Raw genomic sequence first — 23,110 nt, 5'->3', positions numbered from 1 at the left:
ACGGCACTCGGCACCGGCTGCTGTCGGGCATGTCCGACGGCGCCCAGGCGGACAACGCGGCCAGTGCCGCAGGTCGGGAAGTGCCCCGGAACGGAGCCAGTGGACCCCGTGGGGACCACGGCCCCCGCGCGAGGCCGGAGGCCGGTAGGCTGTAGCCGCTCCGCCCCAGGTGGGACGGGGCTCAGGTGGGTTGCCCGAGCGGCCTAAGGGAACGGTCTTGAAAACCGTCGTGGCGCGAGCCACCGTGGGTTCAAATCCCACACCCACCGCGCATTTGAACGGCCCCTGACCAGAAACGGTCAGGGGCCGTTGTGCTGCGCGGTGCCCGCTCGTCACCGTGGTTCCCCGTGGTTTCCCACCCGACCGGGCACGGCAGGGGCACGTCCGGGGCACGGGGCGACCGACGCTTTGCGCGATCCACTCGGCGGGGTGGGCGTCGTTCGCTACTGGTTGATCGGAATCTCGTAGACGATCTCTCAGTGAGCGGCGGGCACCACGATGTCCGCCGTCTCGACGGGCCGTCCCTGGTCGCTGTAGTACGTCCGGCGGATGTGCGTGATGAGTGCGGCCTTCTTTCTGGATGCCCAGAAGCGACGCCTCCTCGGCGGTCGCCTGCCTCGGCTTCGGCTGCTCAACGGCGTGGCTGACGGTGACACCGATCGCGGCCCGGTTCACGACACCCGCCTCCGCGTGCAGTCCTCCCTCGGGGCGCCGCGGGGGTCTCCTCGCCGGCGAACTTCAGCTGCGTGGGCATCACGAACATCGCCTGGTAGAGGGCCGGGTGTTCGACGGCGAAGCGCAAATAGACCCGCACCCGGCGCGCAGGCCGCTCTCCGGCTCGCGCCCTCGGGCGGCGGTCCGCGCATGGCGCAGCAGCTCGGCCAGCTCGGCGAAGCCCTCCTCGGCGGCGGCCGTGACAATCGCGTCCTTGCCCTTGAAGTGGCTGTAGAGCACGGGCTGGCTGTACTCCACGCGCTCGGCGAGGCGGCGGGTGGTGACCGCCTCCCAGCCCTCGGCCTCGGCCAACTCGCGCGCCACGGCGAGGATCAGGCGGTGGCGCTGGGCGCGCTCCCGCTCGCGGCGATTCCGGGTGATCGACATGAGAGGGCTTCTAGCATTGCTAGACATCAGGGCAATGCTATGTCTAGCATGACTAGAAGATCGAGCGGCGCTCGACAGGGGGTCGGCGCCGCGAGGGGAGGAGAGCACCCGTCATGCCTACCGCTGCCACCACTGCCGCCACCGTCATCACCTGGGCGATCGCCGTCGGGATCATCGTCATCGGCGCCCGCTTGCTGTGGGCCCCGCAGGCCGCAGCAGACTTCGGCATCCCCGGTACCCGCACCGACGACCCCACCTTCCGCGCCTGGCTGTCCGTCCTCGCCGTCCGCGACATCGGCTACGGTCTCTTCCTGCTGATCGCGCTGATCGGCGGCGGCACCCGCCTACAGGGCTGGATGATGCTGGCCGGCTCCGCGGTAACGCTCGGTGACACGCTCATCACGAAGCTCAGCGGCGGACCCGCCAAGGCGTACTACGGCATCCACGGCAGCACCACCGCGGTCATGGCCGCCGCCGGCGCCGTGCTGCTGCTGTCTTGACCGCGGCCACCGATGGTCCTCCCCCGCTGCGCCGAATCCCTCGTTGCCCACGGACGACGTCGCAGTACGCCGGGGCGAGTACGTCGTCGGCATTGAGGGGCTCTTGTGGGGGCTATTCGCTTGAGTAGCCACATTTGTGATTAATAGTCCGCTCAGTGGTAGACGACAGGGCTGGTGCCATGGACTACCGATATGCCGCTGCGGCTGATGCCCCGGCTATGGCTGAACTTTTCGCGGCCAATCACTATGACGCGCTCACGGAGCAGGAGCGGGCCGAACAGGGCTTTGTGCAGGGCGGCCTCGATGCCGACATCCTGCGTTCGATGGCCGAGCAGGGGAGTCTTCTCGTCGCGGACGATGACGGGCGCTTGGCCGGCCTGCTCGGGTTGGCCTCCCAGGAAAATATGCCCAGTCCACCGCCACCGGCCAAGGCGCTGCTGGATGCGCAGGATTCACTGCGGTGGCAAGGGCAGCCGCTCCGTGCAACGCCTTGGCTGTTCTATGGGCCTGTGGTGGTCGCCGCCGCATACCGTGGGAGGGGAGTGGCTCGCGGGTTGTTCACGGCGGCTCTCCGGGCAGCCTCAGGACGGGCCGATGTGATGGTTGCCTTCATCGAACTGGCCAACCAGGCGTCTTGGAGAGTCCACGTCGACGGCTTCGGTATGACCACTCTGGGAGAGTTCACCATTGGCGATCGTGCCTACGGTGTCGTGGGCGCATCCACCAGGCCGTCAGCGGCCTCGGGGGCCTGAACTGCCCACCACCCTTGTCCGGCGAGAACTTGGCCGAAGCCAACGGGGCCTTGGTCTTCGACACTCCGAAGTCGCATCAGAAGCGGCTCCTTCGTGTCGGCCCGTCCCTCGCGAAGCGCCTCGGCCGGCACCTGGAGAGTACGGCATGATGACCGCCGCGCACCGGTTCACCTACGCGGTGGGTGTGGGATTCGAACCCACGGTGGCTCGCACCACGACGGTTTTCAAGATCTCTCGCCGGACGGCCGGTCTCTCGGCTCCGCCGCAGGTCAGACGGGTACGAGCACCCCGCAGAGCCGTCGTCACCGTCGCCGTGCCCGCTACGCGGCCCCTGACCAGGTCATATGGTCGGGGGCCGTTTCGTCGGGCCCAGAAAATGATCACGCTGCCGGATGTGCACGTCTCCGGCTCCGGCGTATCCGTCCTCAGGGGCGCTTCCCCGTCATCCGTGCCGCCGACGCGATCGTCGCGCGTGCCTCACGTTCGGTGAGGCCGGTGTTGAGGGCCGCGTCGATCAAGGGGGCGACGAGGGCGGAGCCGATGCCTTTTTCGTAGGCGCGGCAGGCTGCCCAGAACAGGCGGGTGTTGCGTTGGCCCTTGTGGGCGGCGAGAACGAATTGGACCAGGCCTTGGCCGCGGTCGCCGACCGAAGGGTGTGTCGCCGGGTGGGGTGGGCGCGGCGGCGGGAGCAGCAGGCGGAGCAAGGCGGGCGGGCAGGGGGCGGGGGCCAGGTGCGCGGTGCCGGGGGCGGTGCCGTAGACGCCGTGGTCGGTCCATGAGCCGGGCCCGACCAGGTAGCCCCCGGCGCCCCGGATGTCGATGCCGGGGGCGAGGCGGCCGGCCGAGTTGGGCACGACGACGTCCGGCGGGCCGCTCAGCCACAGGTGGCGGCCGCCGCTCGGGGTCAGTACGACGACGGTCTCGGGGATGGTGAACAGGTGCCGCAGGGCCAGCTCGCGCAGGGCGGCCGAGGAGTCCGTACCGGACTTGGTGTCGAGGTCGACGCCGATCAGATGGTGCGGGGGCAGCCCGCAGGCGATGCCGTAGCCGGTGGACCAGGGCGCGGCGGCGAACAGCTCACGGATGCGTGCCGGGTCGGACGAGGCGTCGTAGACGCCGTGGCCGAAGCGGCCGCACTCGCCGTGGCAGGGCGTGGGGTCGGGGTCGTCGCGGTGGGGGGAGCGCAGGGCCGGGAGCTTCGTCCGGGACAGCGGGATCACCGCCAGTCCTCGTTCCGCGGCGGACAGGGCGTGGGCCAGGGCCAGGGTGGTGGCCTGCCGATCGGTGGTGGCCATGCATCCCATGTTCGTACGCATGTTCGAAAAAAGGAAGAGGGGCGATGCTCGGCGGGGTATGCGAAAGCGCCGTGAAAAGGGTTTATCGACTTTTCCTCACGCTTGAGGGCGAATCGCGCCATCCGGGATGGTTCGTAGGGGATTCGGTGGGCAACTCTGAAGTCGCGACGTCGTGCAACCGTCCGAGGCGGTCGGCCAACTGCCTTGCAACAAGCCGTACTTCACGTCCGTCCCGGCGACAGAGTCGGTACGTACGTGGTTCTGGAGGAAACACATGGCAAGCATCCGTACCGCCCGCGTTCTCGCCGCCGTCGCGGCCCTGCCACTCGCCGCCGCGCTCTTCACGGGCGTCGCCTCGGCGGACAACGGCGCCTTCGCGGACGACGGATCGAACGCGGCAGCGGCGAGCATCTCCGGCAGTGGGGTGGGGCTCGACAACTACGGCAACTCATCCACCACGCAGCAGCAGGCGGTCGGCTCCGGCGCCTCGAACCAGAGCAACACGGCGCAGGTGAACGGTTCCGCGTTCACGGCCATCAACCAGGGGAACGAGAACGTGGCCATCAAATTCACCAAGCTGTGGTGAGTGACGGGCCGATGCGCCGTCATCGGCCCGGACTCTCGTGTCGGGTGTGCTTTCAAGGGGCGCAACACGTCCGCGCGGCGGTACTTCGGTGCCGCCGCGCGGACGTTTTCCGCTGTCCACGCGCGCGTGCGGTCCGGCTGCGCGGGATCGCGGCGACCTTGACAGCCGACATCATCTGACGGACAGTCAGAAACTGCCCGTCGTGCGAGATCGTGCGAGAACCCTTGTCGGTACGAGGTCCGGGAGGCCCCGCCGTGCACCTCGCCCCCACCGAGCGCCAGCAGCGGCTGCGCGCCGAACTCCGTACGTACTTCAGGGACCTGATGCCCGACGGACCGCCGCCCGCGGACGACGGCGCCCGCCGCCGGGACCTGCTGCGTCGCATCGGCGCCGACGGGCTGCTCGGCCTCGGCTGGCCCGTCGCGTACGGCGGCCAAGGACGTGGGGCGGACGAACAGTTCGTGTTCTTCGACGAGGCGTACCGCGCGGGCGCCCCGGTGTCGATGGTCACGCTGAACACCGTCGGTCCGACGCTGATGGCGTACGGGAGCGAGGAGCAGAAGGCCTACTTCCTGCCGCGGATCCTCAGCGGGGAAGAGGTCTTCGCGATCGGCTACAGCGAGCCGTCGGCCGGTACGGACCTGGCCTCCCTGCGGACCCGGGCCGTCCGGGTGGCCGGGGAGAGCGGCGCGGGCGAGGACGCGGAGGGTGGCGCGGGCGAGGGCGCGGAGAGCGGTTCGGAGGGGCGCGCGGGCGGAGGCGTGGGGAGCGATGCGGAGGGCCGCGACGAGGGGCGTGGCGGTCCCGGCGGCGAGTGCTGGTTGATCGACGGCCAGAAGATCTTCACCTCCAACGCCCAGCACGCCGACTGGATCTGGCTCGCCTGCCGTACCGATCCGGACGCGCCCAAGCACGAGGGCATCTCGATCCTCCTCGTCCCCACGGACGCCCCCGGGTTCTCCTGGACGCCGATCGAGACCGTGGGCGGGCTGACCACGACGGCCACCTACTACGACGGGGTGCGTGTCCCGGCCGCGCACCTCGTCGGCGAGGAGAACGGCGGCTGGCGGCTCATCACCAGCCAGCTCAACCACGAACGGGTCGCGCTCGCCGCGCTCGGCATGCAGGCCGAGGATTTCCACGCGGCCGCGCTGGAGGCGGCGCGTACCCCCGATCCGGTGACGGGTCGGCGCCGCATTGACGAGCCGTGGGTGCGTTTCCGGCTGGCCGAGGTGCATGCCCGGCTGGCGGCGAACCGCCTGCTCAGCTGGCGTTTGGTGGGGGATGTGGGGGCCGGTCGACTGGCCCCCGGCGACGCGAGCGGGGTGAAGTTCGCGGGAACGGAATCGACTGTCGCGACGTATCGCATGTGTCAGGAGATCGTGGGAGCCCAGGCGCTGGTCCGCGCCGGTTCGCCGGGGGCGTTCGGGGACGGCGAGCTGGAGCGGCTGAACAGGGCGGCGCAGATCAACACGTTCGGGGGCGGGGTGAGCGAGGTGCAGCGGGAGATCGTCGCGACGATGCGGCTCGGGATGCGGAGGGGGCGGCGATGAGTGGCGGGGGCGAGGAGGAGTTCACGGCGCGGCTGAAGGCGTACGAGGGGCGGCCGGCCGCGGTCGCGGGCGTCGGCAAGGACCCGGTCAACGCGCCGATGATCCGGCACTGGTGCGAGGCGATGGGTGACACGAGCCCGGCGTACACCGGCCCCGACGCGATCGCCCCGCCCACCATGCTCCAGGCGTGGACGATGGGCGGCCTCTCCGGCCATTCGGGACGCACGGAGGCGTACGACGAGCTGCTCGGACTGCTCGACGAGGCCGGCTGCACCTCGGTCGTCGCCACCGACTGCGAGCAGGAGTACCTGCGCCCGCTGCGGCCCGGGGACGAGGTCATGTTCGACGCGGTCATCGAGTCGGTGTCGGACCGGAAGCGGACGAAGCTCGGCACGGGGTATTTCGTGACGACGCGCATGGACGTACGCGTGGGCGGCGAGCCGGTGGGGACCCATCGGTTCCGGATCCTCAAGTACGCGCCCGCGCGCAGGAAGCCCGGCGCCAGAAGGCCCCGGCCGGTGATCAACCGGGACAACGCCGGGTTCTGGGAGGGCGTGGGCCGGCATCAGTTGCTCATCCAGCGGTGCGCCGACTGCGGCACCCTGCGCTTCCCCTGGCTCCCGGGGTGCAACGCGTGCGGCTGCCCGGAGTGGGACACGGTCGAGGCGAGCGGCGAGGGGACGGTCCACTCGTACGTCGTCATGCACCACCCGCCCTTCCCCGCGTTCGACCCTCCCTACGCGGTCGGCCTGATCGAACTGGCGGAGGGCGTGCGGATCGTCAGCAACGTGACCGGGGTGCCGTACGACAAGGTGCGCATCGGGATGCCCGTACGCCTCGAATTCGCACGGTACGACGAGGAGCTGGAGCTTCCGGTGTTCCGTGCCCAGGACGGGGACGGGGGCTGACATGGACTTCACGCCCACCGAGGAGCAGGCGGCGGCCCGGGACCTGGCCGCGCGGATCTTCGGCGATCTCTCCACCCCCGAGCGCCTCGCCGCCGCCCGCACCGGCAGCGACGCCGAGCTGTGGAAGGCCCTGTGCGCGGCCGGGCTGGTCACGGCGGTGCTGGACGTCGGCCTCCTCGGCCTGGTGCTCCTTCTGGAGGAGCAGGGCCGGGCCACGGCGCAGGTGCCGTACGCGTCGAGTTGTGTGTACGGGCTGCTCGCGGTGACCGCCCACGGCTCGGCGGAGCAGCGGGAGCGGCTGCTGCCGGGGATCGGGGACGGTTCGGCGGTGGTGGCCGGGGCGCTGCCGTCCACGGGAGGCGTACGGGCGGACCCGGAAGGGGAGCTGACCGGCACCGTGCCGGTCGTGCCCTGGCTGCGGGAGGCGACGCATGTGCTGGTGGCGGACGACCGGCGCCGGCTGTGGCTGGTACGGACGGCCGACGCCGGATGCGAGCCGGTCGAGCTGACGGCGCCCTGGTCGGCGGGGCGGCTGACGCTCGATGCCGCCCCGGCGGAGCGCCTGGGGTCACCCGGCGCGTACGACGACGTGCTCGCCACCGCGCGTACCGCCTTCGCGGGGCTGCAGGCCGGGGTGTGCGCGGGTGCGCTGGCGCGGGCCGTGGCGCACACCAACACCCGGGAGCAGTTCGGACGTCCGCTGGCAGCCAAGCAGGGCGTTCAGCTCAAGGCCGCCGACGCCCACATGGACACCGAGGCGATACGCGTGACGGCGTACGAGGCGGCCTGGCGCCGCGACGCGGGCCTGCCGTACGCCACCCATGCGCTGACCGCCGCCTGGTGGGCGTCGGAGGCGGGAGCGCGGGTCGTGCACACGGGCCAGCATCTGCACGGCGGGGCGGGAGCCGACCTGGAGCACCCGGTCCACCGGCACTTCCTGTGGGGACGGCAGCTGGACGCGTATCTGGGATGCGGGAGCGAAGTACTCCAGGAACTGGGGGAGTTGATCGTGAACGCAGATGTGAACGGGGATGTGAACGGAGAGGGGGCGGAATGAAAACCGGTGGGCCGGGAGCCGGCGCGGTGCGGGCGGGGACACAACTGCCGCCGCTGGAGATCGAGATCACGCGCACGCTGATCGTGGCCGGGGCGATCGCGTCCCGCGACTACCAGGACGTGCACCACGACGCGGAGCTGGCCCGCCGGAAGGGCTCCCCCGACATCTTCATGAACATCCTGACGACGAACGGCCTGGTCGGGCGGTACGTCACGGACCACTTCGGCCCGGACGCGGTCCTGCGCAAGGTGGCCATACGGCTCGGTGCCCCCAACCACCCCGGCGACACGATGGTGCTGACCGGCACGGTCGAGGAGGTCGACGGGAACACGGTCACGGTGAAGGTGGTCGGGGCCAACGGCATCGGCCGGCATGTCACGGGCACGGTCACCGTCACCGTTCCGGGCGGGGGTGCGGAATGAGCGTGCGGACGAGGGACGCCCTCGGCGGGCGGGCGGCGGTCGTCGGCATCGGGGCCACCGAGTTCTCCAAGGACTCGGGGCGCAGCGAGCTGCGGCTGGCGGTGGAGGCGGTGCGGGCCGCGCTGGACGACGCGGGGCTGCGGCCCTCGGACGTGGACGGCATGGTGACGTTCACGATGGACACCAACCCCGAGATCACCGTGGCCCAGGCGGCCGGCATCGGCGAGCTGTCCTTCTTCTCCCGGATCCACTACGGGGGCGGGGCGGCGTGCGCGACGGTCCAGCAGGCCGCCCTCGCGGTGGCGACCGGAGTGGCCGAGGTCGTGGTCTGCTACCGCGCGTTCAACGAACGCTCGGGCCGCCGCTTCGGCTCCGGAGTCCAGCACCGCGAGCCGTCGGCGGAAGGCACGGCGCTGGGCTGGTCACTGCCGTTCGGACTGCTCACCCCGGCGTCCTGGGTGGCGATGGCGGCCCAGCGGTATCTGCACACCTACGGGCTGACGCCCGAGGCGTTCGGCCATGTGGCCGTCGTCGACCGCGCATACGCGGCGACGAATCCGGCGGCGTACTTCCACGGCAGACCCATCACGCTCGCCGACCACGCGGCCTCGCGCTGGATCGTGGAGCCGCTGCGGCTGCTCGACTGCTGCCAGGAGACGGACGGTGGCCAGGCGCTCGTGGTCACCTCCGTGGAGCGGGCGCGCGACCTGCCGCACCCGCCCGCGGTGATCACAGCCGCCGCCCAGGGAGCGGGCCGGGCGCAGGAGCAGATGACCAGCTTCTACCGGGACGACCTCACGGGGCTGCCCGAGATGGGCGTGGTGGCCCGTCAGCTGTGGCGGACATCGGGGCTGCGGCCCGGGGACATCGACGTGGGCATCCTCTACGACCACTTCACGCCGTTCGTGCTGATGCAGCTGGAGGAGTTCGGGTTCTGCGAACCGGGCGCGGCGGCGGACTTCGTGGCCGCGGGGGCACTGCCACTGAACACGCACGGAGGGCAGCTGGGGGAGGCGTATCTGCACGGGATGAACGGGATCGCGGAGGCCGTACGACAACTGCGCGGCACGGCGGTGAACCAGATACCCGGCGCCGCCCGCACCCTGGTCACCGCGGGCACCGGCGTCCCCACCTCGGGCCTGGTTCTCACGGCGGACGGATGACCGGGCGCGGTTGGCTACCACCCCGGTACTCGTACTCAGGGATGAACCCTCAGGGATAGGTACTGGCTCGTCCATCTCCAGGAGGTGGGGCCGGCCCCCCGCGTACAACCTGAGGTGGAGGCCGCTTCGGGACCTGCGGGCGATCCGCCGGAACCGGGGGCGAACCTAGCGTGGAGCCATGACACCACCCGTCTGCACCAGCGCTTCGGACGCCATGACAACAGCGAGGCAGACCCTTTCGTACCCGTCGTTCTCGTCGTACGTGAAGGCCCGTCAGCCGGTGCTGCTGCGCACCGCCCGGTCGCTGACCGCGAACCCGAGCGACGCGGAGGACCTGCTGCAGACCGCGCTCGCCAAGACGTATGTCGCCTGGGACCGGATCGAGGATCACCGTGCGCTCGACGGGTACGTACGCCGGGCGCTGCTGAACACGCGGACCTCGCAGTGGCGCAAGCGCAAGGTCGACGAGTACGTGTGCGACGAACTGCCCGAGCCGGAGGGGCTGCCCGCCGCCGCGGACCCGGCCGAGCAGCAGGCGCTGCACGACGCCATGTGGCGGGCCATCATGAAGCTGCCCGCCCGCCAGCGCGCGATGGTGGTCCTGCGCTACTACGAGGACCTCAGCGAGGCCCAGACGGCGGAGGTCCTCGGCGTCTCCATCGGCACGGTCAAGTCTGCGGTTTCCCGGGCCCTGGGCAAGCTCCGGGAGGACCCCGAGCTGGAGCCGGTGCGTTGACCGCCGGAAGGGGCAGGCCCTGATCGATCATGCCCGGACCTAGTGACATACCGCGCGGTATGTGCGCAGAATCAGCGCAACCCCTACCGCCGCGTAGGCAATGTCGCCCCGGGAGGACGCCGTGCAGAGCACGATGCAGGACGTACCGTTGCTGATCTCGAGGATCCTGACCCACGGGTCGACGATCCACGGATCGTCTCAGGTGACCACCTGGACCGGCGAGGGCACGCCGCGGCGCCGCTCCTACGCCGACGTCGGCGCCCGCGCGGCCCAGCTGGCGCACGCCCTGCGTGAGGACCTCGGCGTCCGGGACAACGACCGGGTCGCCACTCTCATGTGGAACAACGCCGAGCACGTCGAGGCCTACTTCGCGATCCCGTCCATGGGTGCCGTCCTGCACACCCTCAACCTGCGCCTCCCCGCCGAGCAGCTGATCTGGATCGTCCACCACGCCGCGGACCGGGTCGTCATCGCCGACGCCTCCCTGCTGCCCCTGCTCGCCCCGCTCCTCCCGCACCTGAAGACGGTCGAACACGTGGTTGTCTCCGGGCCGGGTGACCGTTCGCTGCTTGCCGACGCCTCCGTCCGGGTGCACGAGTACGAGGAGCTGATCGCCGGAAAGCCGACGACGTACGACTGGCCGGAGCTCGACGAACGCCAGGCCGCCGCCATGTGTTACACCTCCGGCACCACCGGCGACCCCAAGGGCGTCGTCTACTCCCACCGATCCATCTACCTGCACTCCATGCAGGTCAACATGGCCCAGTCGATGGGCCTCACCGACCAGGACATCTCGCTCGTCGTGGTCCCGCAGTTCCACGTCAATGCCTGGGGTCTGCCGCACGCCACCTTCATGACCGGCGTCAACCTCCTCATGCCGGACCGCTTCCTGCAGCCCGCTCCGCTCGCCGAGATGATCGAGAGCGAGAAACCGACGCACGCCGCGGCCGTCCCCACCATCTGGCAGGGCCTGCTCGGCGAGCTGACCGCCAGGCCCCGCGATGTCTCGACTCTCGGACAGGTCACCATCGGCGGCTCGGCCTGCCCGCCCTCCCTCATGGAGGCCTTCGACAAGCTCGGCATGCGCGTCTGCCACGCCTGGGGCATGACGGAGACGTCCCCCCTGGGCACGATCTCGCGCCCGCCGGCCCACGTGGTGGGAACGGAGGAGGAGTTCGCCTACCGCCTTACGCAGGGCCGCTTCCCGGCCGGCGTGGAGGCCCGCCTCACGGGCCCCGGCGGCGAGCGGCTGCCCTGGGACGGCGAGTCCGCCGGCGAGCTGGAGGTGCGCGGACCGTGGATCGCGGGCGCGTACTACAACGGCCCGGACGCCGAACCGCTGCGCCCCGCCGACAAGTTCAGCGAGGACGGCTGGCTCAAGACCGGCGATGTCGGGACCATCAGCCCCGACGGCTTCCTCACCCTCACCGACCGCGCCAAGGACGTCATCAAGTCGGGCGGCGAGTGGATCTCGTCGGTCGACCTGGAGAACGCGCTGATGTCCCACCCGGACGTCGCCGAAGCCGCCGTCGTCGCCGTCCCGGACGACAAGTGGGGCGAACGCCCGCTCGCCACCGTCGTGTTGAAGGCGGGCGCCACCACCGACTTCGCCGCCCTGCGTTCCTTCCTCGCCGAAGAGCGCAGGATCGCCAAGTGGCAACTCCCCGAGCGCTGGACGATCGTTGAAGCCGTGCCCAAGACGAGCGTCGGAAAGTTCGACAAGAAGGTGCTGCGCCGGCAGTACGCCGAGGGTGAGCTGGAGGTCACGCTCATCTAGGGCTCATCACCAGTACGTTGGGGCGCTGTTTCACGTGAAACAGCGCCCCCTGTGACCTATGGGTGGTTTCAAGGCCCCGCGGGGCGAGGTCAGTTCGTGCCGACCCGCGCCAGCAGATCCACAATCCGCTCCTGCACCTCGGGGCTCGTCGAGCGCTCGGCCAGGAACAGGACCGTCTCCCCCGAGACCAGTCGCGGCAGATCGGCCTGGTCGACGGCGGCCGTGTAGACGACGAGCGGGGTGCGGTTGAGCAGGTTGTTCGCGCGCAGCCAGTCCACGACTCCGGCCTGGCGGCGGTGCACCTGCATCAGGTCCATCACCACGAGGTTCGGTCGCATCTGCGCCGCGAGCGTGACCGCGTCCGCGTCCGATGCGGCCCGCGCGACCTGCATCCCGCGTCGCTCCAGCGTCGCCGTGAGCGCGAGCGCGATCTCCGCGTGCTCCTCGATGAGCAGCACGCGCGGCGGGTGCTGCTCGGAGTCGCGCGGGGCGAGCGCCTTCAGGAGTACGGCCGGGTCGGCGCCGTACGCCGCCTCCCGCGTCGCCTGCCCGAGTCCGGCCGTGACCAGCACGGGGACCTCGGCGGCCACCGCCGCCTGGCGCAGCGACTGGAGAGCGGTCCGCGTGATCGGCCCGGTGAGCGGGTCGACGAAGAGCGCGGCCGGGAAGGCGGCGATCTGCGCGTCGACCTCCTCACGGGAGTTGACGATGACGGGCCGGTAGCCGCGGTCGCTGAGCGCCTGCTGGGTCGTCACGTCCGGCGCGGGCCACACGAGCAGCCGACGCGGGTTGTCGAGCGGCTCCGGGGGCAGCTCGTCGTCCATCGGCTGCGTATGGGGCTGGTCGGCGATCTCGACGGCGCCGCCGGGACCGTCGAGCGGCTCGGGACCTTCGTCGGCGTTCTCGTCCGGTGCTCCTATGGCGTACGACCGTCCGGCGCCCTGGGTGGCCCCGGCCAGGCGGGACTGCCCGGCCAGGGAGGGCTGTGCCGGGAGCGGGGCGGACGGTGCCTGCGGATGCGGGCGTGCCGCCGTTTCCGGGCGCTCGCCCGCGGGCGAGGGAGGCGTACCGAGCTTGCGGCGGCGGCCCGAACCGTTCGGCTGGGAAGGCGCGGGGGACTGAGCCTGCGGCTGGGCCGCCACCTGCCGTGCGAAGGGCACGCCCTGGCCGAGGGTCCGCACGCTGATCGCCCGGCCCTGTGTCGAGTGGGGATCGACGGGTGCTGCCGCCTCGGCGGGCAGGGGCTGAGCGGTCCGGGGCTGGGCGGCCTGCTCCGGAGGGAGCGGGGTGCCCGCCGACGGGGTGGGCTGCGCCACGGGCGTCCCGGCCCCGGAGGTGTCCCCGGAACCGGGCCAGGGCCCCGGCTGGGCGGCCTGCGGGGGCACCGGGGTGCCGGGGGCGGGCGTGGCGGTCGCGGGGACACCGCCCGCGGGGGTGTGCTGCGCGGGCACCGGCTGCGCCAGGGCCCCGGGTTGCGGCGCCGCGGCGGGTTGTGCGGGGAGGGGCTGAGCGGGCGCGGCGGCGGGGACCGGCTGCCCCGGTACCACTGGTGCGGCCTGGGCAGCGGGGCCGAGCCGGTCGGGGACGGGCCGGCCGGCAGCCGTCTGCGCCGGCAGCGGCTGCCCGGGTGCCCCCGGCCCGCCCTGAGCCGGAATCCCCTGCGGCGGAACGGCCTGTGCGGCCGCGGGCGCCGGCATGCCCTGCGCGGGGACCGGCTGCGGGCCCTCCTGCGCGGGCAGAGGCTGGGCGGGCAGGGGCTGCGCGGGCGTCATCTGCGCGGGCGCGCCCTGGGCAGGCGTCGGCCCGTTCGTGTCCGTCCCGTTCGCCGCGGCCGGCGGCTGACCGGGCGCGGTGGCCGGGCGTGCGCGGCGGCGGCCCGTGGGCGCGGACACGGGGTGCGGCTGCGGCGGCGTGTGGTCCTCGGCCTGCTCGGTCGGCACCGCGTCATGACGGCCCTCGTCGGCCTGGGCGGGCGCGGGCGCGGGTGTGCTCTGCTGCGGCGTGCGGTCGGCCTCCGCCGGCGGCAGCGCGAACACCGTCCGGGCACCGGAATCCGCGGCGGCGGCACGCTCGTTGGCGGCGGCCAGCGCACGGCGACGACGTCCGGTCGGCTGTGGGGCGGCGTCGGCGTCGTCCGGGGACGGCGCACCGGAGGCCGCGGGCAGCGCCGGCGGCAAAGCCTGGGGTTCCGTGTCCCGACGGGCGCGTCGGCCCGTGGGCGCGGGCACGCCCTGCGGCGGTACCGCCTCGCCCAGCCCGGTGGCGGCGGCCGGGGCGCCGGCGGCGTGCTCGGCGGCGGTCACCACCGAGCCCTCGGCAACGCCTCCGGCGCCGTTCTCGACCGGGCTCGGCCGTCCGCGCCGCCGTCCCGTACCGCCCGACGCACCGGCCTCCGCGGCGCCTTCGCCCTCGTCCTCGTCCTCGGCGGCCTGCGCCGGAACCGAGGCCTCGGCGTCGGGCTCCTCCGCCGCGCGCCGCCTGCGCCGCCCGGTGGGCGTCGCCGTGGGCGCCTCGGCGGAGGAGGCGGCGCCGCCCACCTCGCTCTCCAGGAACGCGTCCACGGACGACCGGCGGGCCCGCCGCCGTCCGCCGCCCTGCTGCGGGGCCTGCTCGAGCGCCAGGGCCTCCGCCCCGGTCTCCTGTGCGGGCGTCTCGGTCACGGCCGGAGGAACCGCCCCGGCGCCACCGCCGAGCGGCACCTCGAGCACATAAGCGTTGCCGCTCATGCCGGGCACCTCATGCGTCTGCAGCACACCGCCGTGCGCGCGCACGATGCCGCCGACGATCGGCTGGTGGACCGGGTCTCCCCCGGCGTACGGGCCGCGTACCTCGATGCGTACGACCTCACCGCGCTGCGCGGCCGCCACGACGACAGTGTTGTCCATGTAACCGCCCGCCGAGACGGGCGCGTTGCCCGTGGCGTCGACGCCCGCCACGTCCGCGACCAGGTGCGCGAGCGCCTGCGCGAGCCGCTGCGGATCGACCTCGGCCTCGATGGGCGGGGCGTGCACGGCGAACTGCACGCGTCCGGGCCCGATCAGTTCGACGGCGCCGTCGACACCGGCGGCGACGACCGCGTCGAGCATGACGGCCGTCCGTACGAGACCGTCGTCGCCCGCGTCCAGGCGCTGGTAGCCGAGGACGTTGTCGACGAGCGTGGTGATGCGCGAGTAGCCGGCGGCGAGATGGTGGAGCACCTGGTTGGCCTCGGGCCACAGCTGGCCGGCGTCGTCCGCGGCGAGCTTGGACAGCTCACCGCGCAGCTCGTCGATGGGGCCGCGCAGCGACTGGCCGAGCAGGGCGAGCAGTTGCTCGTGCCGGGCCGTCAGTGCCTCGTACCGGTCCTTCTCGCGCTCGCCGAGCGCGGCGTAGCGCTCGTCGGCGGACGCCACCTCCTCGGCGTGCCGCTCCCGCAGCCCGTCGAGTTCTGCGGTGTGCTCCTCGCGCAGCCGCGTCAGCTCCTCCTCGTGCTCCTTGCCGATCCGCTCCAGCTCTTCCTTGTGCTGCTGGTCGGCCTCGTCCTTCTCCGCGACGACCGCGTCGAACGGGCGCCGGTCGGTGAACGTCATCACGGCGCCGACGATCTGGTCGCCGTCGCGCACCGGCGAGGTCGTCAGGTCGACCGGGACCTTGTCCCCGCTCTTGGACCACAGCACCTGCCCGCGTACCCGGTGCTTGCGCCCGGAGCGCAGGGTGTCGTGGAGCGGTGACTCCGTGTACGGGAACGGGGAGCCGTCGTCGCGGGAGTGCAGCACGAGGGTGTGCAGCTCCTTCGCGCCCAGGTCGCTGGCCCGGTATCCGAGTATCTGGGCTGCGGCCGGGTTGACGAGCACGATCCGCCCGTCCGTGTCCGTGCCCACGACACCCTCGGCCGCGGCCCGCAGGATCATCTCGGTCTGCCGCTGGGAGCGGGCGAGTTCGGCCTCAGTGTCGACGGTGCCGGACAGGTCGCGGACGACGAGCATGAGCAGCTCGTCGCCGGTGTAGCCGGAGCCGTCGTACGCCTGCCGTCCGTCCTCCAGGTTGGCGCTGGTGACCTCGACGGGGAACTCGCTGCCGTCCGTCCGCCGGGCCATCATCCGGGTCGGCTTGGTCCGCCCGTGCTGGTCCATGGAGTCGGGCCGCCGCATGGACCCGGGGATGAGCCGCGAGTCGAACTGAGGCAGCAGATCGAGCAGCCCGCGCCCCACCAGGGCGGTCCCGGGCGTCTCGAAGGCCTCCAGGGCGATGGTGTTGGCGTTGACGACCGTTCCGTTGGCGTTGACCAGCACCAATGCGTCGGGAAGCGCGTCCAGTATGGCAGCGAGGCGAGCAGCGCCTCGGGATGGCCTGCTGCTCACGAGACGCTTCCTCCCTGTTACCGCTCCTTGCCGACCGCAGGGGCCATCTTGCCAACCGGCCCGCCACGTGTCACGCGAGGGAGTCTACGGGCAGTGGTTCAGCTCGCGGCGGCGGATGAGCGGGAGGTCGCACGGGGAAGTGACGCAGAACCTGTGACCACGCTGGTCGCCGGCCGAAACGGCGATATCACCAGTGCCGTACCCCCGAGCCGGCCGTGGCCCGGCGGGGAGGGCCCCATGGACGCACGGTCGGCAGCAGGGGAACGAGGTCGTCCCAGCGGGCGACCTGACAGCCGTCGCTGCGGTCGTACCGCGCGTCGACCGGGCGCCCGGCCCAGGTCCCGGTGACATGCGCGGTGGCGGGGCCGCCGTACTGCATCGTGCAGAGGCTGCGCGGCGGCACCGGGGCGAAGGGGTCCCGGCCCCAGATGGTCCGCCGGTCCAGGGCGTCGCACGCGTCGGCGGGGTCCGGATGGCTGCCGCGGCCCGGATGACAGCGCAGCAGGTACGTCCCGTCGGCCCGCCCCGCGTGGCTGACGGTGACGACGAGTCCGTCGCCGCCGGGCACGGGGAGACGACCCTGGGCGTACGCCACGGGGGGCGCCGCGGCCGCGGACAGGACGGCGACGGCAGCGAGCAGCAGGCCGCGCGAGGTGATCTGGACCATGCCCTGATTAACGGAGGCGGGGCGGGGTGGTTGCGGTGGCCGGGGCCCATTGAGCAGTCCGTGGGAACCGTCCTGGGGATCGCGGGCCTATGGCTTTGCCCTGCGGCCTTGCTGCCTAGTACCGTAGGGGGCGATTGGTGACACCCCACTCGGCTGTGTCATCATCTGCACGCACCACTCGCGCTTGCGCGGGAGGTTGTGCTGGAGGCGTCGCCTAGTCCGGTCTATGGCGCCGCACTGCTAATGCGGTTTGGGTCTTAAAGCCCATCGAGGGTTCAAATCCCTCCGCCTCCGCGCTTGATCACGAAGCCCCGGTCCCTGCGGCCGGGGCTTCGGTGTTTCCGGGACCGCCCCACGAACCGCTCTCAACCGTCCGATGGGACGTTTCCGCAGGTCACAAGGGGTGCGGCAAACGGATTTCACATGGCGGCGGCAGTCATGTAATGTTCTTCCTGTCGCCGCGAGCGGGCCGGAAGGGCCGGGAGCGGGGAAGAAAACAAAACAAGCACTCGTAGCTTAACGGATAGAGCATCTGACTACGGATCAGAAGGTTGCAGGTTCGAATCCTGCCGAGTGCGCACAGACCACAGGCCCCGGATCACTCCGGGGCCTGTGGCGTTTCAGGGTCGAGCGCCGCGCGTACGTCCCTCTCCTCGCTTCCACGGCGACGACGTGGGGGTCAGCGCGGCTCGAAGGGCGTCCCGTGTTGTCTCGATCACCCGGCGCGACGGGTACGCCTCGCAGCACTCACCGACGGCGCAGCACCGGCGCCGAGCCGGGCACACTTGGCGTCCTTGCCCTGCGTGCGCGCAGCTGGGCATACGCTGCGTAGCCGTTCCTGTACGGGTAGATGGACCCTTTGCCTGGAGAGGCTGAAGGTCATGTGGCGGGTGTTCGCTCGGCGCAGCCGCCGTCGCTGCCGGCTTTCGGTGGCTTGGGTCGGCATTTTCCATGAGCCAGGGCACGCCGAAGGTAACGCGGCTAAACCATCCCCGCATATTTCCTGAGAAGTTTGATGTCCTGCTTATCCTTATCCCGATTGGATCTCGTCTTCCAAGCCATAACCTCAGAGAGGGGACAGAAGGGGATTCCCTGAATGAATTCCGCTGAATCGATCAAGCCGTCAGCGTCCTGCGTGCCTGGAAGCCATCGATCGAAGATTTCAATGTCACCATCGAACAGCACCACCATCAGGCCATGACCCGAAGGAGGCGGCGTCGCCTCGGCCATGCTCGATGCGATCTTCCAAGCATCGCCTCTCGCTACGACATCGAGATCACTCACGTCTTGCCTGAGGCCATGGGCCAGCAGCGGGCCGCTGCCGGCCACGACGTAGTCAGACGAAGGCAGGTCCAGGGAGAGCAACTCACAGATGAATGGATGCCGCCTGAGTTCCAAAGGACCTCCTAGAAGACAGGCAGCCCAACCGCGGTGCGAGCAGCCATGCTCATGGCCATTGACGCGATGACACTCGCCAGCGTACCGATGAGGAAGTACTTGGATGCGTGGTTGACATGATCGACTGGAGCTCGCGCCAGCGCCTTGGCGGCCAGTACCAGCGCGGCAGCCTCTGGCTGACCAGCGGCGAGGAAGGTGAACAGGAGTCCGCGTTCAATGAGACCAATGCTCCGTCCGCCACTGTCGAGCAAGGCAATGGCAGAGTCTCTGTTCGGCCCGGTGGGGAGGTTGTAGATCTCTTTCACGACCGGAGCGGTAATCGCTTGGGCCAATGTCCCACCACCGAACACTGCAATGAGCAGGCTGGAGGACATCACAGCCAGCTTGTCACTCAATAGCAGATCGGTGCCGAGCTTGGACGCCGTGGCCCATCCGATCCGCAGCCCCGCAAGTGCCGCAAGCCCTACCGCGGCCGCACCTAACCGCTTCGTAGCGGTGACCGCCCCCATGCTGAGCGGAGTCGTGATCGAGAATCCGAGCGACGGTGTGACATGAGACCTCAGCAGCAGGATCGCGCCCAGCGACAGCAGGAACGCGACCCCTAGGGCCGCCCAAGGCTTGAGCTCATCGACGTATGGAGCTATGGCGTAAGTGCCGTATGCGACAGTGAAGAGAATCGACCGTCCAGGACGGGTTGTGAACCACCTTCGCTCCCAGGAGACCACCACTGGTGCAGCGAGGCCGAAGAAGACCCGAGCCGTCTCCACGATTTCCCCCAACTCCCCTGACCGCACGACACGTTGAAGCAGGCGTGAGATCCTAACCAACGGGGAACAACGGGGAACACTGAGCAGCAGGTGTGGCCGGCCGCGTGCCCACACGGCTCCTCGGTCATAGCCGGACAGCGGCCTCGGCGATCGCCGGTGAGGGCCGGTGAGGGTGACGCGTCCCCTGTGCGCTACGGTGACTCGTTTTTGTCGCGCACCTATGGGGGGTTTGATGCGGCGAACCACCGCGGCTGCGAGTGCCGTCACCGTACTCGTGCCGCTTCTCCTGGCTGGCGCCTCAACGGCATCGGCCACAGCCAAGGGATCACTCACCGTCACGACGTTAGACCGGAGCGGCAAGCCGGTTTACGCCCAAGTGGCGGTCTACAACACGCAAACGAACGACTTCCGCTACATCGCCAGCAACAAGGCGACGTCGCTGCCCAACGGCAGCTACGAACTCGTCACATCCTTCGTTGACGCCCGGGACGACGGCGCCACTGTCGGCGGCCACAGTGTGAAGGTCTCAGGGGCCACGAAGACCACGTTCGACGCCCGGAAGGGCCGCCCGGTCAACGTCTCGCTCAGCCCGAACCCGGGCAGCGGATATGACCACACGGTCAGCGCGTACGTCTGCGCCTCCGACAACAGCCCTGCCACCATGGGGATGTCGGCCGAGGCGGGTGACCTGTATGTCATCCCGTCGAGCAGCAAGGCGTACGAGCTGTCCTACGGCACCGCGTACCAGCCGCGGTCGACAGCCGGCGGGGATTTCTGGCTGGCGTCCGCCACACACAGGGGCGGCGTGCCGTCCGGGGTGTCCGCGAAGCTCAAGCAGTCCGGGCTGACCACCCTCAAGTTGTCTGCCCGTTCGGGCCCCGACAGCGGACAGGCGCAGTTCTCGTTCAGCTACCAGTCGACGGGCGGCGACGGCTGCTCGATGTCCACGAACTCGCTCGGGTTCCAACGGGACCTGCCCAACTCCTTCGCCGTCCATCTCCCGCCCGGTCAGTGGAACGTGGGCCAGCAGAGCGGTGACTTCATCTACGACGGGTTCCACAAGTACGCGGCCGGCAAGACGACTTCGCTGACCCTCGGCCACGCCGTGTGGGGGCCCGGCGGGCGGCTGCCCAACACCTGGTACCACCAGCTGTACTTCGGGTCCATCAACCCGTTCGCCGACCCGACCCTTCCGAACGGCGGGACGCTGGCCGCCGGCACCGTGAAGCTGACCCACGCGGGCAAGACGCTCTACTCCCACAACTACGCCCGAGGGGAGGACATCGACGCACATCCGCGGATACCCGAGGCGGGCTGGTACACGCTCAGTGAAGTCGGCAGACGCAGCCTGCCGTCCGGTTCACTGTCGACCAGCTCCAGCCTCACCCTGCACTTTTACGCGGACCCCAGCAAGAACCAGCAGATCCGGGACTACATCACCCGATTCTGGCCCGAGGCGCTGAACAGCAGGAATCAAGCGGTCCCTGGGTCGACCACGACCGTCGTTCTGGGCATGCAGCGCAACGGCACGGACGACAGCACGGTGCGTCAGCTGTCGGACAGCGTGAAGTCCGTGCGGGCCTGGTACACCACCGACAATGGCGCCACCTGGCACGCCACCACTGCGAAGCTGTCCGGCGGCAAGTGGACCATCGCCGTTCACAACCCGGCCTCCGGCCGTGTCGGCCTGCGCTCGACGGTCACCGACACCCACGGCGACAGCTCGACGACCACGGTGTACAACGCTTACGCCGTGAGCTGAGGACACCGGACCTGCCTCCACTGACCGCCCTCTCCAGGGCTACGGATCAGAAGGTCGCAGGTTCGAATTCTGCCGAGTGCGCAACAGGTCAGAGGCCCTGTGGAGTGATCTACAGGGCCTCTGACCTGTTGCTTTGACGGCATTGTTTGACGGAAACCGCCTCAGAGGGGTGTGGCGTGTTACGTGCCATCACCAGCCCTTACTTCATTCGAGTGATCTTATCGCACATTCGGTTCCCAAGTCGACGCGTCTCAGGGGAGCACGTCCGGCGGCATGCATTCTTAAGCCGACGTATCCGACGCAGATCGCAGGCTCTCTCTGACGGTTCACAGACGCGTCAAATTTCACCAATCGCGTCCGATCGGTGACGGCAAAATTCAACGCGTCGACGGCGTCCGAGTGCCGGTAACGCTTTGTGGGAGGTTTTTCTTGCTCAGGGTGACATGGCATCGGCAGCCCGGGCGGTCTGCCAGGCATCTGGTACCGCAGCGTGTGCTGGCGGGGTTTACCAGCATGGCTGTCGTCGGGGCCGGGTCGCTGATGGCGGCTGGATCGTTCGCGACCACCGCGCTTGCTGCTCAGCCTACGTCCTGCGGCCCCTCGCCCGCGGTGACGCCTTTCATCGATAATGTGCAGCAGCCGCCGGTTGCCGCACCAGACAGGCGCCACCAGCGCGGGTTGGGAGGGCACGACGACGACCGACTGCGGTACACGCTCACGGTGGACGTACACAACACCCACAAATTCAGCAGCGCGTGGGGGCCGACCAGGACGCTGGGTTACAGCACGGCCAACGCCACCGTGGACTACCTCGGGCCGACGATCGTCACCCGGGAGGGCCGCCCCATCAAGGTGCGGGTCGTCAACAACCTGCCCGCAGCGGGCACGCCTGTCTTTCCCTTCGACCAGCCGAACAACAACAACACCATCACCACACACCGCCATGGCGGTCTCCAGCCTGTGAAAAGCGACGGTGTCCCTGCACCCAACGGAGTGGAAGTCCCACCAGGTGGGTCGCAGACGAATCACTATCCGAACGACCAGGCTGCGGCGCCCTTGTGGTACCACGACCACGCCGATGCGATGGACTCGTACCACGTCTATGAGGGCTTGGCAGGGCTGGCGCCCAACACCGACAAGCGGGAGCGTTCGTTCGGGCTGCCGCGGGGTGATTTCGCCAAGTCCTACGTGCTTCAGGACAAGTCGTTCAACGCCGACTATTCGCTGTGCTACACGCACGCAGACCCGGAATTCTTCGGCGACCTCCCCGTGATCAATGGGACCATCGCACCCAAGCAGAACGTGGAGCCGAGACGTTATACCTTCACCCTGGTCAACGGTTCCGACTCTCGCTTCTATCACCTGAGCCTCCAGCAGGTCGGCGGTGCTCCTTCGGGCCCCCCGGCGATGACCGTGGTCGGCAATGACGAGGGCTACTTGCTGCATCCCGCTCCCGTCAGAGACCTGCTCATCGCCCCCGGAGAGCGATACAGGGTGGTCGTCGACTTCACCGGCCACAACTCGCAGAAGTGGGTGCTGGCCAACGACGCTCCCGCGCCCTACCCGGGGCCGAACGCAGCGCCGCTGATTCCTCGGCTGATGCGATTCGACGTGGGCCCCCATGTGACGTCTCCGGACCATTCACGAGTGCCAAAGAAAATCCGGGAGACCAACAACACCGAGCCACTCGCTCGCACGCTGAGGGAGGCTCGTCTCCGAACGGTTCAGGCCGGCGAGAACACGCCTGGCGTGCCCCAGATCGGGGACAAGAAGCAGCTGCTCAACTACTTCGACCCGCCCACCGAGAAGCCCCAACTCGGGTCCACGGAAGTTTGGGCCATGCGCAACCACAGCCCGGACGCGCATCCCTTCCATGAACACATCGTCGAACTCCGGCTGGTTGGACGATGGCACGTCGGGCAGTGGGATGCCAACGGCAGGCCCGTGCCGGGCACCATCGGACCCTTCGAACCGGCAGCCGCCTACGAATCCGGCCCCAAGGACACCTTTGTGTCCCCTCCGGATTTCATCACCGCCTGGGTCGGCACATACACCATCCCGGGAACCTCAGTCTGGCACTGCCACATCCTTTCCCACGAGGACGGCGCTTCGACAGGCGGCGCCATCGAGATGATGCGCCCTCTGGCTGTTGGCAAGAAGCCGCAACGCCAACTGCCCTACGTAGCCACGCTGCGACGACTCGACACACTGGTGCGCAAGCTGTAGACACTGGTACAGCCACTCGTGCCGAGTGCGCACCGATCAGAGGCCCCGGAGTGTCCGGGGCCTCTGGCGTTGTGGCCGTGATGCGCTGTGCGGCGTCCGC

Annotated in this window: 17 protein-coding genes, 3 tRNA genes and 4 pseudogenes; 16 read left to right on the top strand and 8 right to left on the bottom strand. The window is 70.1% G+C overall.

Features of this window, described 5'->3' with window-relative positions:
• The first annotated feature begins 184 nt into the window (after window positions 1–184).
• Window positions 185–269, top strand: a tRNA-Ser gene (locus tag Q2K21_RS35240).
• A gap of 207 nt (window positions 270–476) precedes the next feature.
• Here Q2K21_RS35240 and Q2K21_RS35235 read toward each other — a convergent pair.
• Window positions 477–708: pseudogene (locus Q2K21_RS35235) on the bottom strand (UTRA domain-containing protein); the annotation flags it as partial.
• Window positions 704–1,101 (bottom strand): annotated as a pseudogene (locus tag Q2K21_RS35230) (TetR/AcrR family transcriptional regulator); the annotation flags it as partial. The pseudogenes Q2K21_RS35235 and Q2K21_RS35230, both read right to left, overlap by 5 nt.
• A gap of 113 nt (window positions 1,102–1,214) precedes the next feature.
• Between Q2K21_RS35230 and Q2K21_RS35225 the strand changes: the two are divergent.
• The 3 genes and pseudogenes from Q2K21_RS35225 to Q2K21_RS35215 all read left to right on the top strand — a co-directional run.
• Window positions 1,215–1,601, top strand: coding sequence for a DUF4267 domain-containing protein (locus Q2K21_RS35225; RefSeq protein ID WP_310780291.1), 387 nt, complete (start codon window positions 1,215–1,217; stop codon window positions 1,599–1,601).
• A 179-nt stretch (window positions 1,602–1,780) separates the two neighbouring features.
• A complete protein-coding gene (locus Q2K21_RS35220) occupies window positions 1,781–2,353 on the top strand; it encodes a GNAT family N-acetyltransferase (protein WP_310780289.1) in 573 nt (190 codons plus the stop codon).
• Between the two features lie 14 nt (window positions 2,354–2,367).
• Window positions 2,368–2,493 (top strand): annotated as a pseudogene (locus Q2K21_RS35215) (tyrosine-type recombinase/integrase); the annotation flags it as partial.
• Window positions 2,494–2,778: 285 nt separating this feature from the next.
• Here the strand turns inward: Q2K21_RS35215 and Q2K21_RS35210 are convergent.
• Entirely contained in the window at window positions 2,779–3,648 is an 870-nt protein-coding gene (locus tag Q2K21_RS35210; RefSeq protein WP_310780287.1) for a bifunctional DNA primase/polymerase, read from the bottom strand.
• A gap of 274 nt (window positions 3,649–3,922) precedes the next feature.
• Here Q2K21_RS35210 and Q2K21_RS35205 point away from each other — a divergent pair, with 274 nt between their 5' ends.
• The 8 genes from Q2K21_RS35205 (at window position 3,923) to Q2K21_RS35170 (ending at window position 11,850) form a co-directional block, all read left to right on the top strand.
• Window positions 3,923–4,234 (top strand): hypothetical protein, encoded by a 312-nt coding sequence (locus tag Q2K21_RS35205; RefSeq protein WP_310780284.1) that lies wholly within the window; start codon window positions 3,923–3,925, stop codon window positions 4,232–4,234.
• A 254-nt stretch (window positions 4,235–4,488) separates the two neighbouring features.
• Complete coding sequence (locus Q2K21_RS35200) at window positions 4,489–5,787, top strand: acyl-CoA dehydrogenase family protein (protein WP_310780282.1); 1,299 nt, start codon at window positions 4,489–4,491, stop codon at window positions 5,785–5,787.
• Window positions 5,784–6,695 carry a bifunctional MaoC family dehydratase N-terminal/OB-fold nucleic acid binding domain-containing protein gene (locus Q2K21_RS35195; RefSeq protein WP_310780280.1) on the top strand — a complete coding sequence of 304 codons (912 nt, stop codon included), beginning with the start codon at window positions 5,784–5,786 and terminating at the stop codon, window positions 6,693–6,695. Before Q2K21_RS35200 ends, Q2K21_RS35195 begins: the two co-directional genes overlap by 4 nt.
• A gap of 1 nt (window position 6,696) precedes the next feature.
• A complete protein-coding gene (locus Q2K21_RS35190) occupies window positions 6,697–7,752 on the top strand; it encodes an acyl-CoA dehydrogenase family protein (protein WP_310780278.1) in 1,056 nt (351 codons plus the stop codon).
• Window positions 7,749–8,174 carry a MaoC family dehydratase gene (locus Q2K21_RS35185; protein WP_386275924.1) on the top strand — a complete coding sequence of 142 codons (426 nt, stop codon included), beginning with the start codon at window positions 7,749–7,751 and terminating at the stop codon, window positions 8,172–8,174. The genes Q2K21_RS35190 and Q2K21_RS35185 overlap by 4 nt, the downstream gene beginning before the upstream one ends.
• Window positions 8,171–9,337, top strand: a complete 1,167-nt coding sequence (locus tag Q2K21_RS35180) for a lipid-transfer protein (protein ID WP_310780276.1) — start codon at window positions 8,171–8,173, stop codon at window positions 9,335–9,337. The genes Q2K21_RS35185 and Q2K21_RS35180 overlap by 4 nt, the downstream gene beginning before the upstream one ends.
• A 178-nt stretch (window positions 9,338–9,515) precedes the next feature.
• A complete protein-coding gene (locus tag Q2K21_RS35175; protein ID WP_310780274.1) occupies window positions 9,516–10,073 on the top strand; it encodes a SigE family RNA polymerase sigma factor in 558 nt (185 codons plus the stop codon).
• 100 nt (window positions 10,074–10,173) lie between these two features.
• Complete coding sequence (locus Q2K21_RS35170) at window positions 10,174–11,850, top strand: long-chain fatty acid--CoA ligase (protein ID WP_310780272.1); 1,677 nt, start codon at window positions 10,174–10,176, stop codon at window positions 11,848–11,850.
• A gap of 89 nt (window positions 11,851–11,939) precedes the next feature.
• Here the strand turns inward: Q2K21_RS35170 and Q2K21_RS35165 are convergent, their stop codons facing one another.
• Together Q2K21_RS35165 and Q2K21_RS35160 are read right to left on the bottom strand one after the other, a co-directional pair.
• The gene (locus tag Q2K21_RS35165; protein ID WP_310780270.1) at window positions 11,940–16,190 is read right to left on the bottom strand and encodes a PAS domain-containing protein; all 4,251 of its coding nucleotides are present in this window, start codon (window positions 16,188–16,190) and stop codon (window positions 11,940–11,942) included.
• 187 nt (window positions 16,191–16,377) lie between these two features.
• A complete protein-coding gene (locus tag Q2K21_RS35160) occupies window positions 16,378–16,857 on the bottom strand; it encodes an SSI family serine proteinase inhibitor (protein ID WP_310780268.1) in 480 nt (159 codons plus the stop codon).
• Window positions 16,858–17,060: 203 nt separating this feature from the next.
• Here Q2K21_RS35160 and Q2K21_RS35155 point away from each other — a divergent pair.
• Window positions 17,061–17,151, top strand: a tRNA-Ser gene (locus tag Q2K21_RS35155).
• Between the two features lie 211 nt (window positions 17,152–17,362).
• Window positions 17,363–17,435, top strand: a tRNA-Arg gene (locus Q2K21_RS35150).
• Between the two features lie 99 nt (window positions 17,436–17,534).
• Here Q2K21_RS35150 and Q2K21_RS36065 read toward each other — a convergent pair.
• From Q2K21_RS36065 to Q2K21_RS35135, 3 genes and pseudogenes are all read right to left on the bottom strand, one after another.
• A pseudogene (locus tag Q2K21_RS36065) lies at window positions 17,535–17,662 on the bottom strand (site-specific integrase); the annotation flags it as partial.
• A 176-nt stretch (window positions 17,663–17,838) separates the two neighbouring features.
• On the bottom strand, window positions 17,839–18,255 hold the full coding sequence (locus tag Q2K21_RS35140) for a hypothetical protein (RefSeq protein ID WP_310780265.1): 417 nt from the start codon (window positions 18,253–18,255) through the stop codon (window positions 17,839–17,841).
• Window positions 18,256–18,263: 8 nt separating this feature from the next.
• Complete coding sequence (locus Q2K21_RS35135) at window positions 18,264–19,022, bottom strand: hypothetical protein (protein WP_310780263.1); 759 nt, start codon at window positions 19,020–19,022, stop codon at window positions 18,264–18,266.
• Between the two features lie 376 nt (window positions 19,023–19,398).
• On the opposite strand from Q2K21_RS35135, the gene Q2K21_RS35130 reads away from it, so the two are divergent.
• Window positions 19,399–20,784: a hypothetical protein gene (locus tag Q2K21_RS35130; protein WP_310780261.1), complete on the top strand. Its 1,386-nt coding sequence runs from the start codon at window positions 19,399–19,401 to the stop codon at window positions 20,782–20,784.
• A gap of 513 nt (window positions 20,785–21,297) precedes the next feature.
• The gene (locus Q2K21_RS35125) at window positions 21,298–23,010 is read left to right on the top strand and encodes a multicopper oxidase family protein (protein ID WP_310780259.1); all 1,713 of its coding nucleotides are present in this window, start codon (window positions 21,298–21,300) and stop codon (window positions 23,008–23,010) included.
• Window positions 23,011–23,110: the final 100 nt, after the last annotated feature.

The organism is Streptomyces sp. CGMCC 4.7035 (genome assembly GCF_031583065.1).
GTDB lineage: Bacteria > Actinomycetota > Actinomycetes > Streptomycetales > Streptomycetaceae > Streptomyces > Streptomyces yaanensis.
This window is presented reverse-complemented; position numbering and strand designations above follow the sequence as displayed.

Coding starts and splice junctions, on each gene's coding strand:
- Q2K21_RS35225 (WP_310780291.1), top strand. CDS start 1,215: ATGCCTACCGCTGCCACCACTGCCGCCACCGTCATCACCTGGGCGATC.
- Q2K21_RS35220 (WP_310780289.1), top strand. CDS start 1,781: ATGGACTACCGATATGCCGCTGCGGCTGATGCCCCGGCTATGGCTGAA.
- Q2K21_RS35210 (WP_310780287.1), bottom strand. CDS start 3,648: ATGGCCACCACCGATCGGCAGGCCACCACCCTGGCCCTGGCCCACGCC.
- Q2K21_RS35205 (WP_310780284.1), top strand. CDS start 3,923: ATGGCAAGCATCCGTACCGCCCGCGTTCTCGCCGCCGTCGCGGCCCTG.
- Q2K21_RS35195 (WP_310780280.1), top strand. CDS start 5,784: ATGAGTGGCGGGGGCGAGGAGGAGTTCACGGCGCGGCTGAAGGCGTAC.
- Q2K21_RS35190 (WP_310780278.1), top strand. CDS start 6,697: ATGGACTTCACGCCCACCGAGGAGCAGGCGGCGGCCCGGGACCTGGCC.
- Q2K21_RS35185 (WP_386275924.1), top strand. CDS start 7,749: ATGAAAACCGGTGGGCCGGGAGCCGGCGCGGTGCGGGCGGGGACACAA.
- Q2K21_RS35180 (WP_310780276.1), top strand. CDS start 8,171: ATGAGCGTGCGGACGAGGGACGCCCTCGGCGGGCGGGCGGCGGTCGTC.
- Q2K21_RS35175 (WP_310780274.1), top strand. CDS start 9,516: ATGACACCACCCGTCTGCACCAGCGCTTCGGACGCCATGACAACAGCG.
- Q2K21_RS35170 (WP_310780272.1), top strand. CDS start 10,174: ATGTCGCCCCGGGAGGACGCCGTGCAGAGCACGATGCAGGACGTACCG.
- Q2K21_RS35160 (WP_310780268.1), bottom strand. CDS start 16,857: ATGGTCCAGATCACCTCGCGCGGCCTGCTGCTCGCTGCCGTCGCCGTC.
- Q2K21_RS35125 (WP_310780259.1), top strand. CDS start 21,298: ATGGCTGTCGTCGGGGCCGGGTCGCTGATGGCGGCTGGATCGTTCGCG.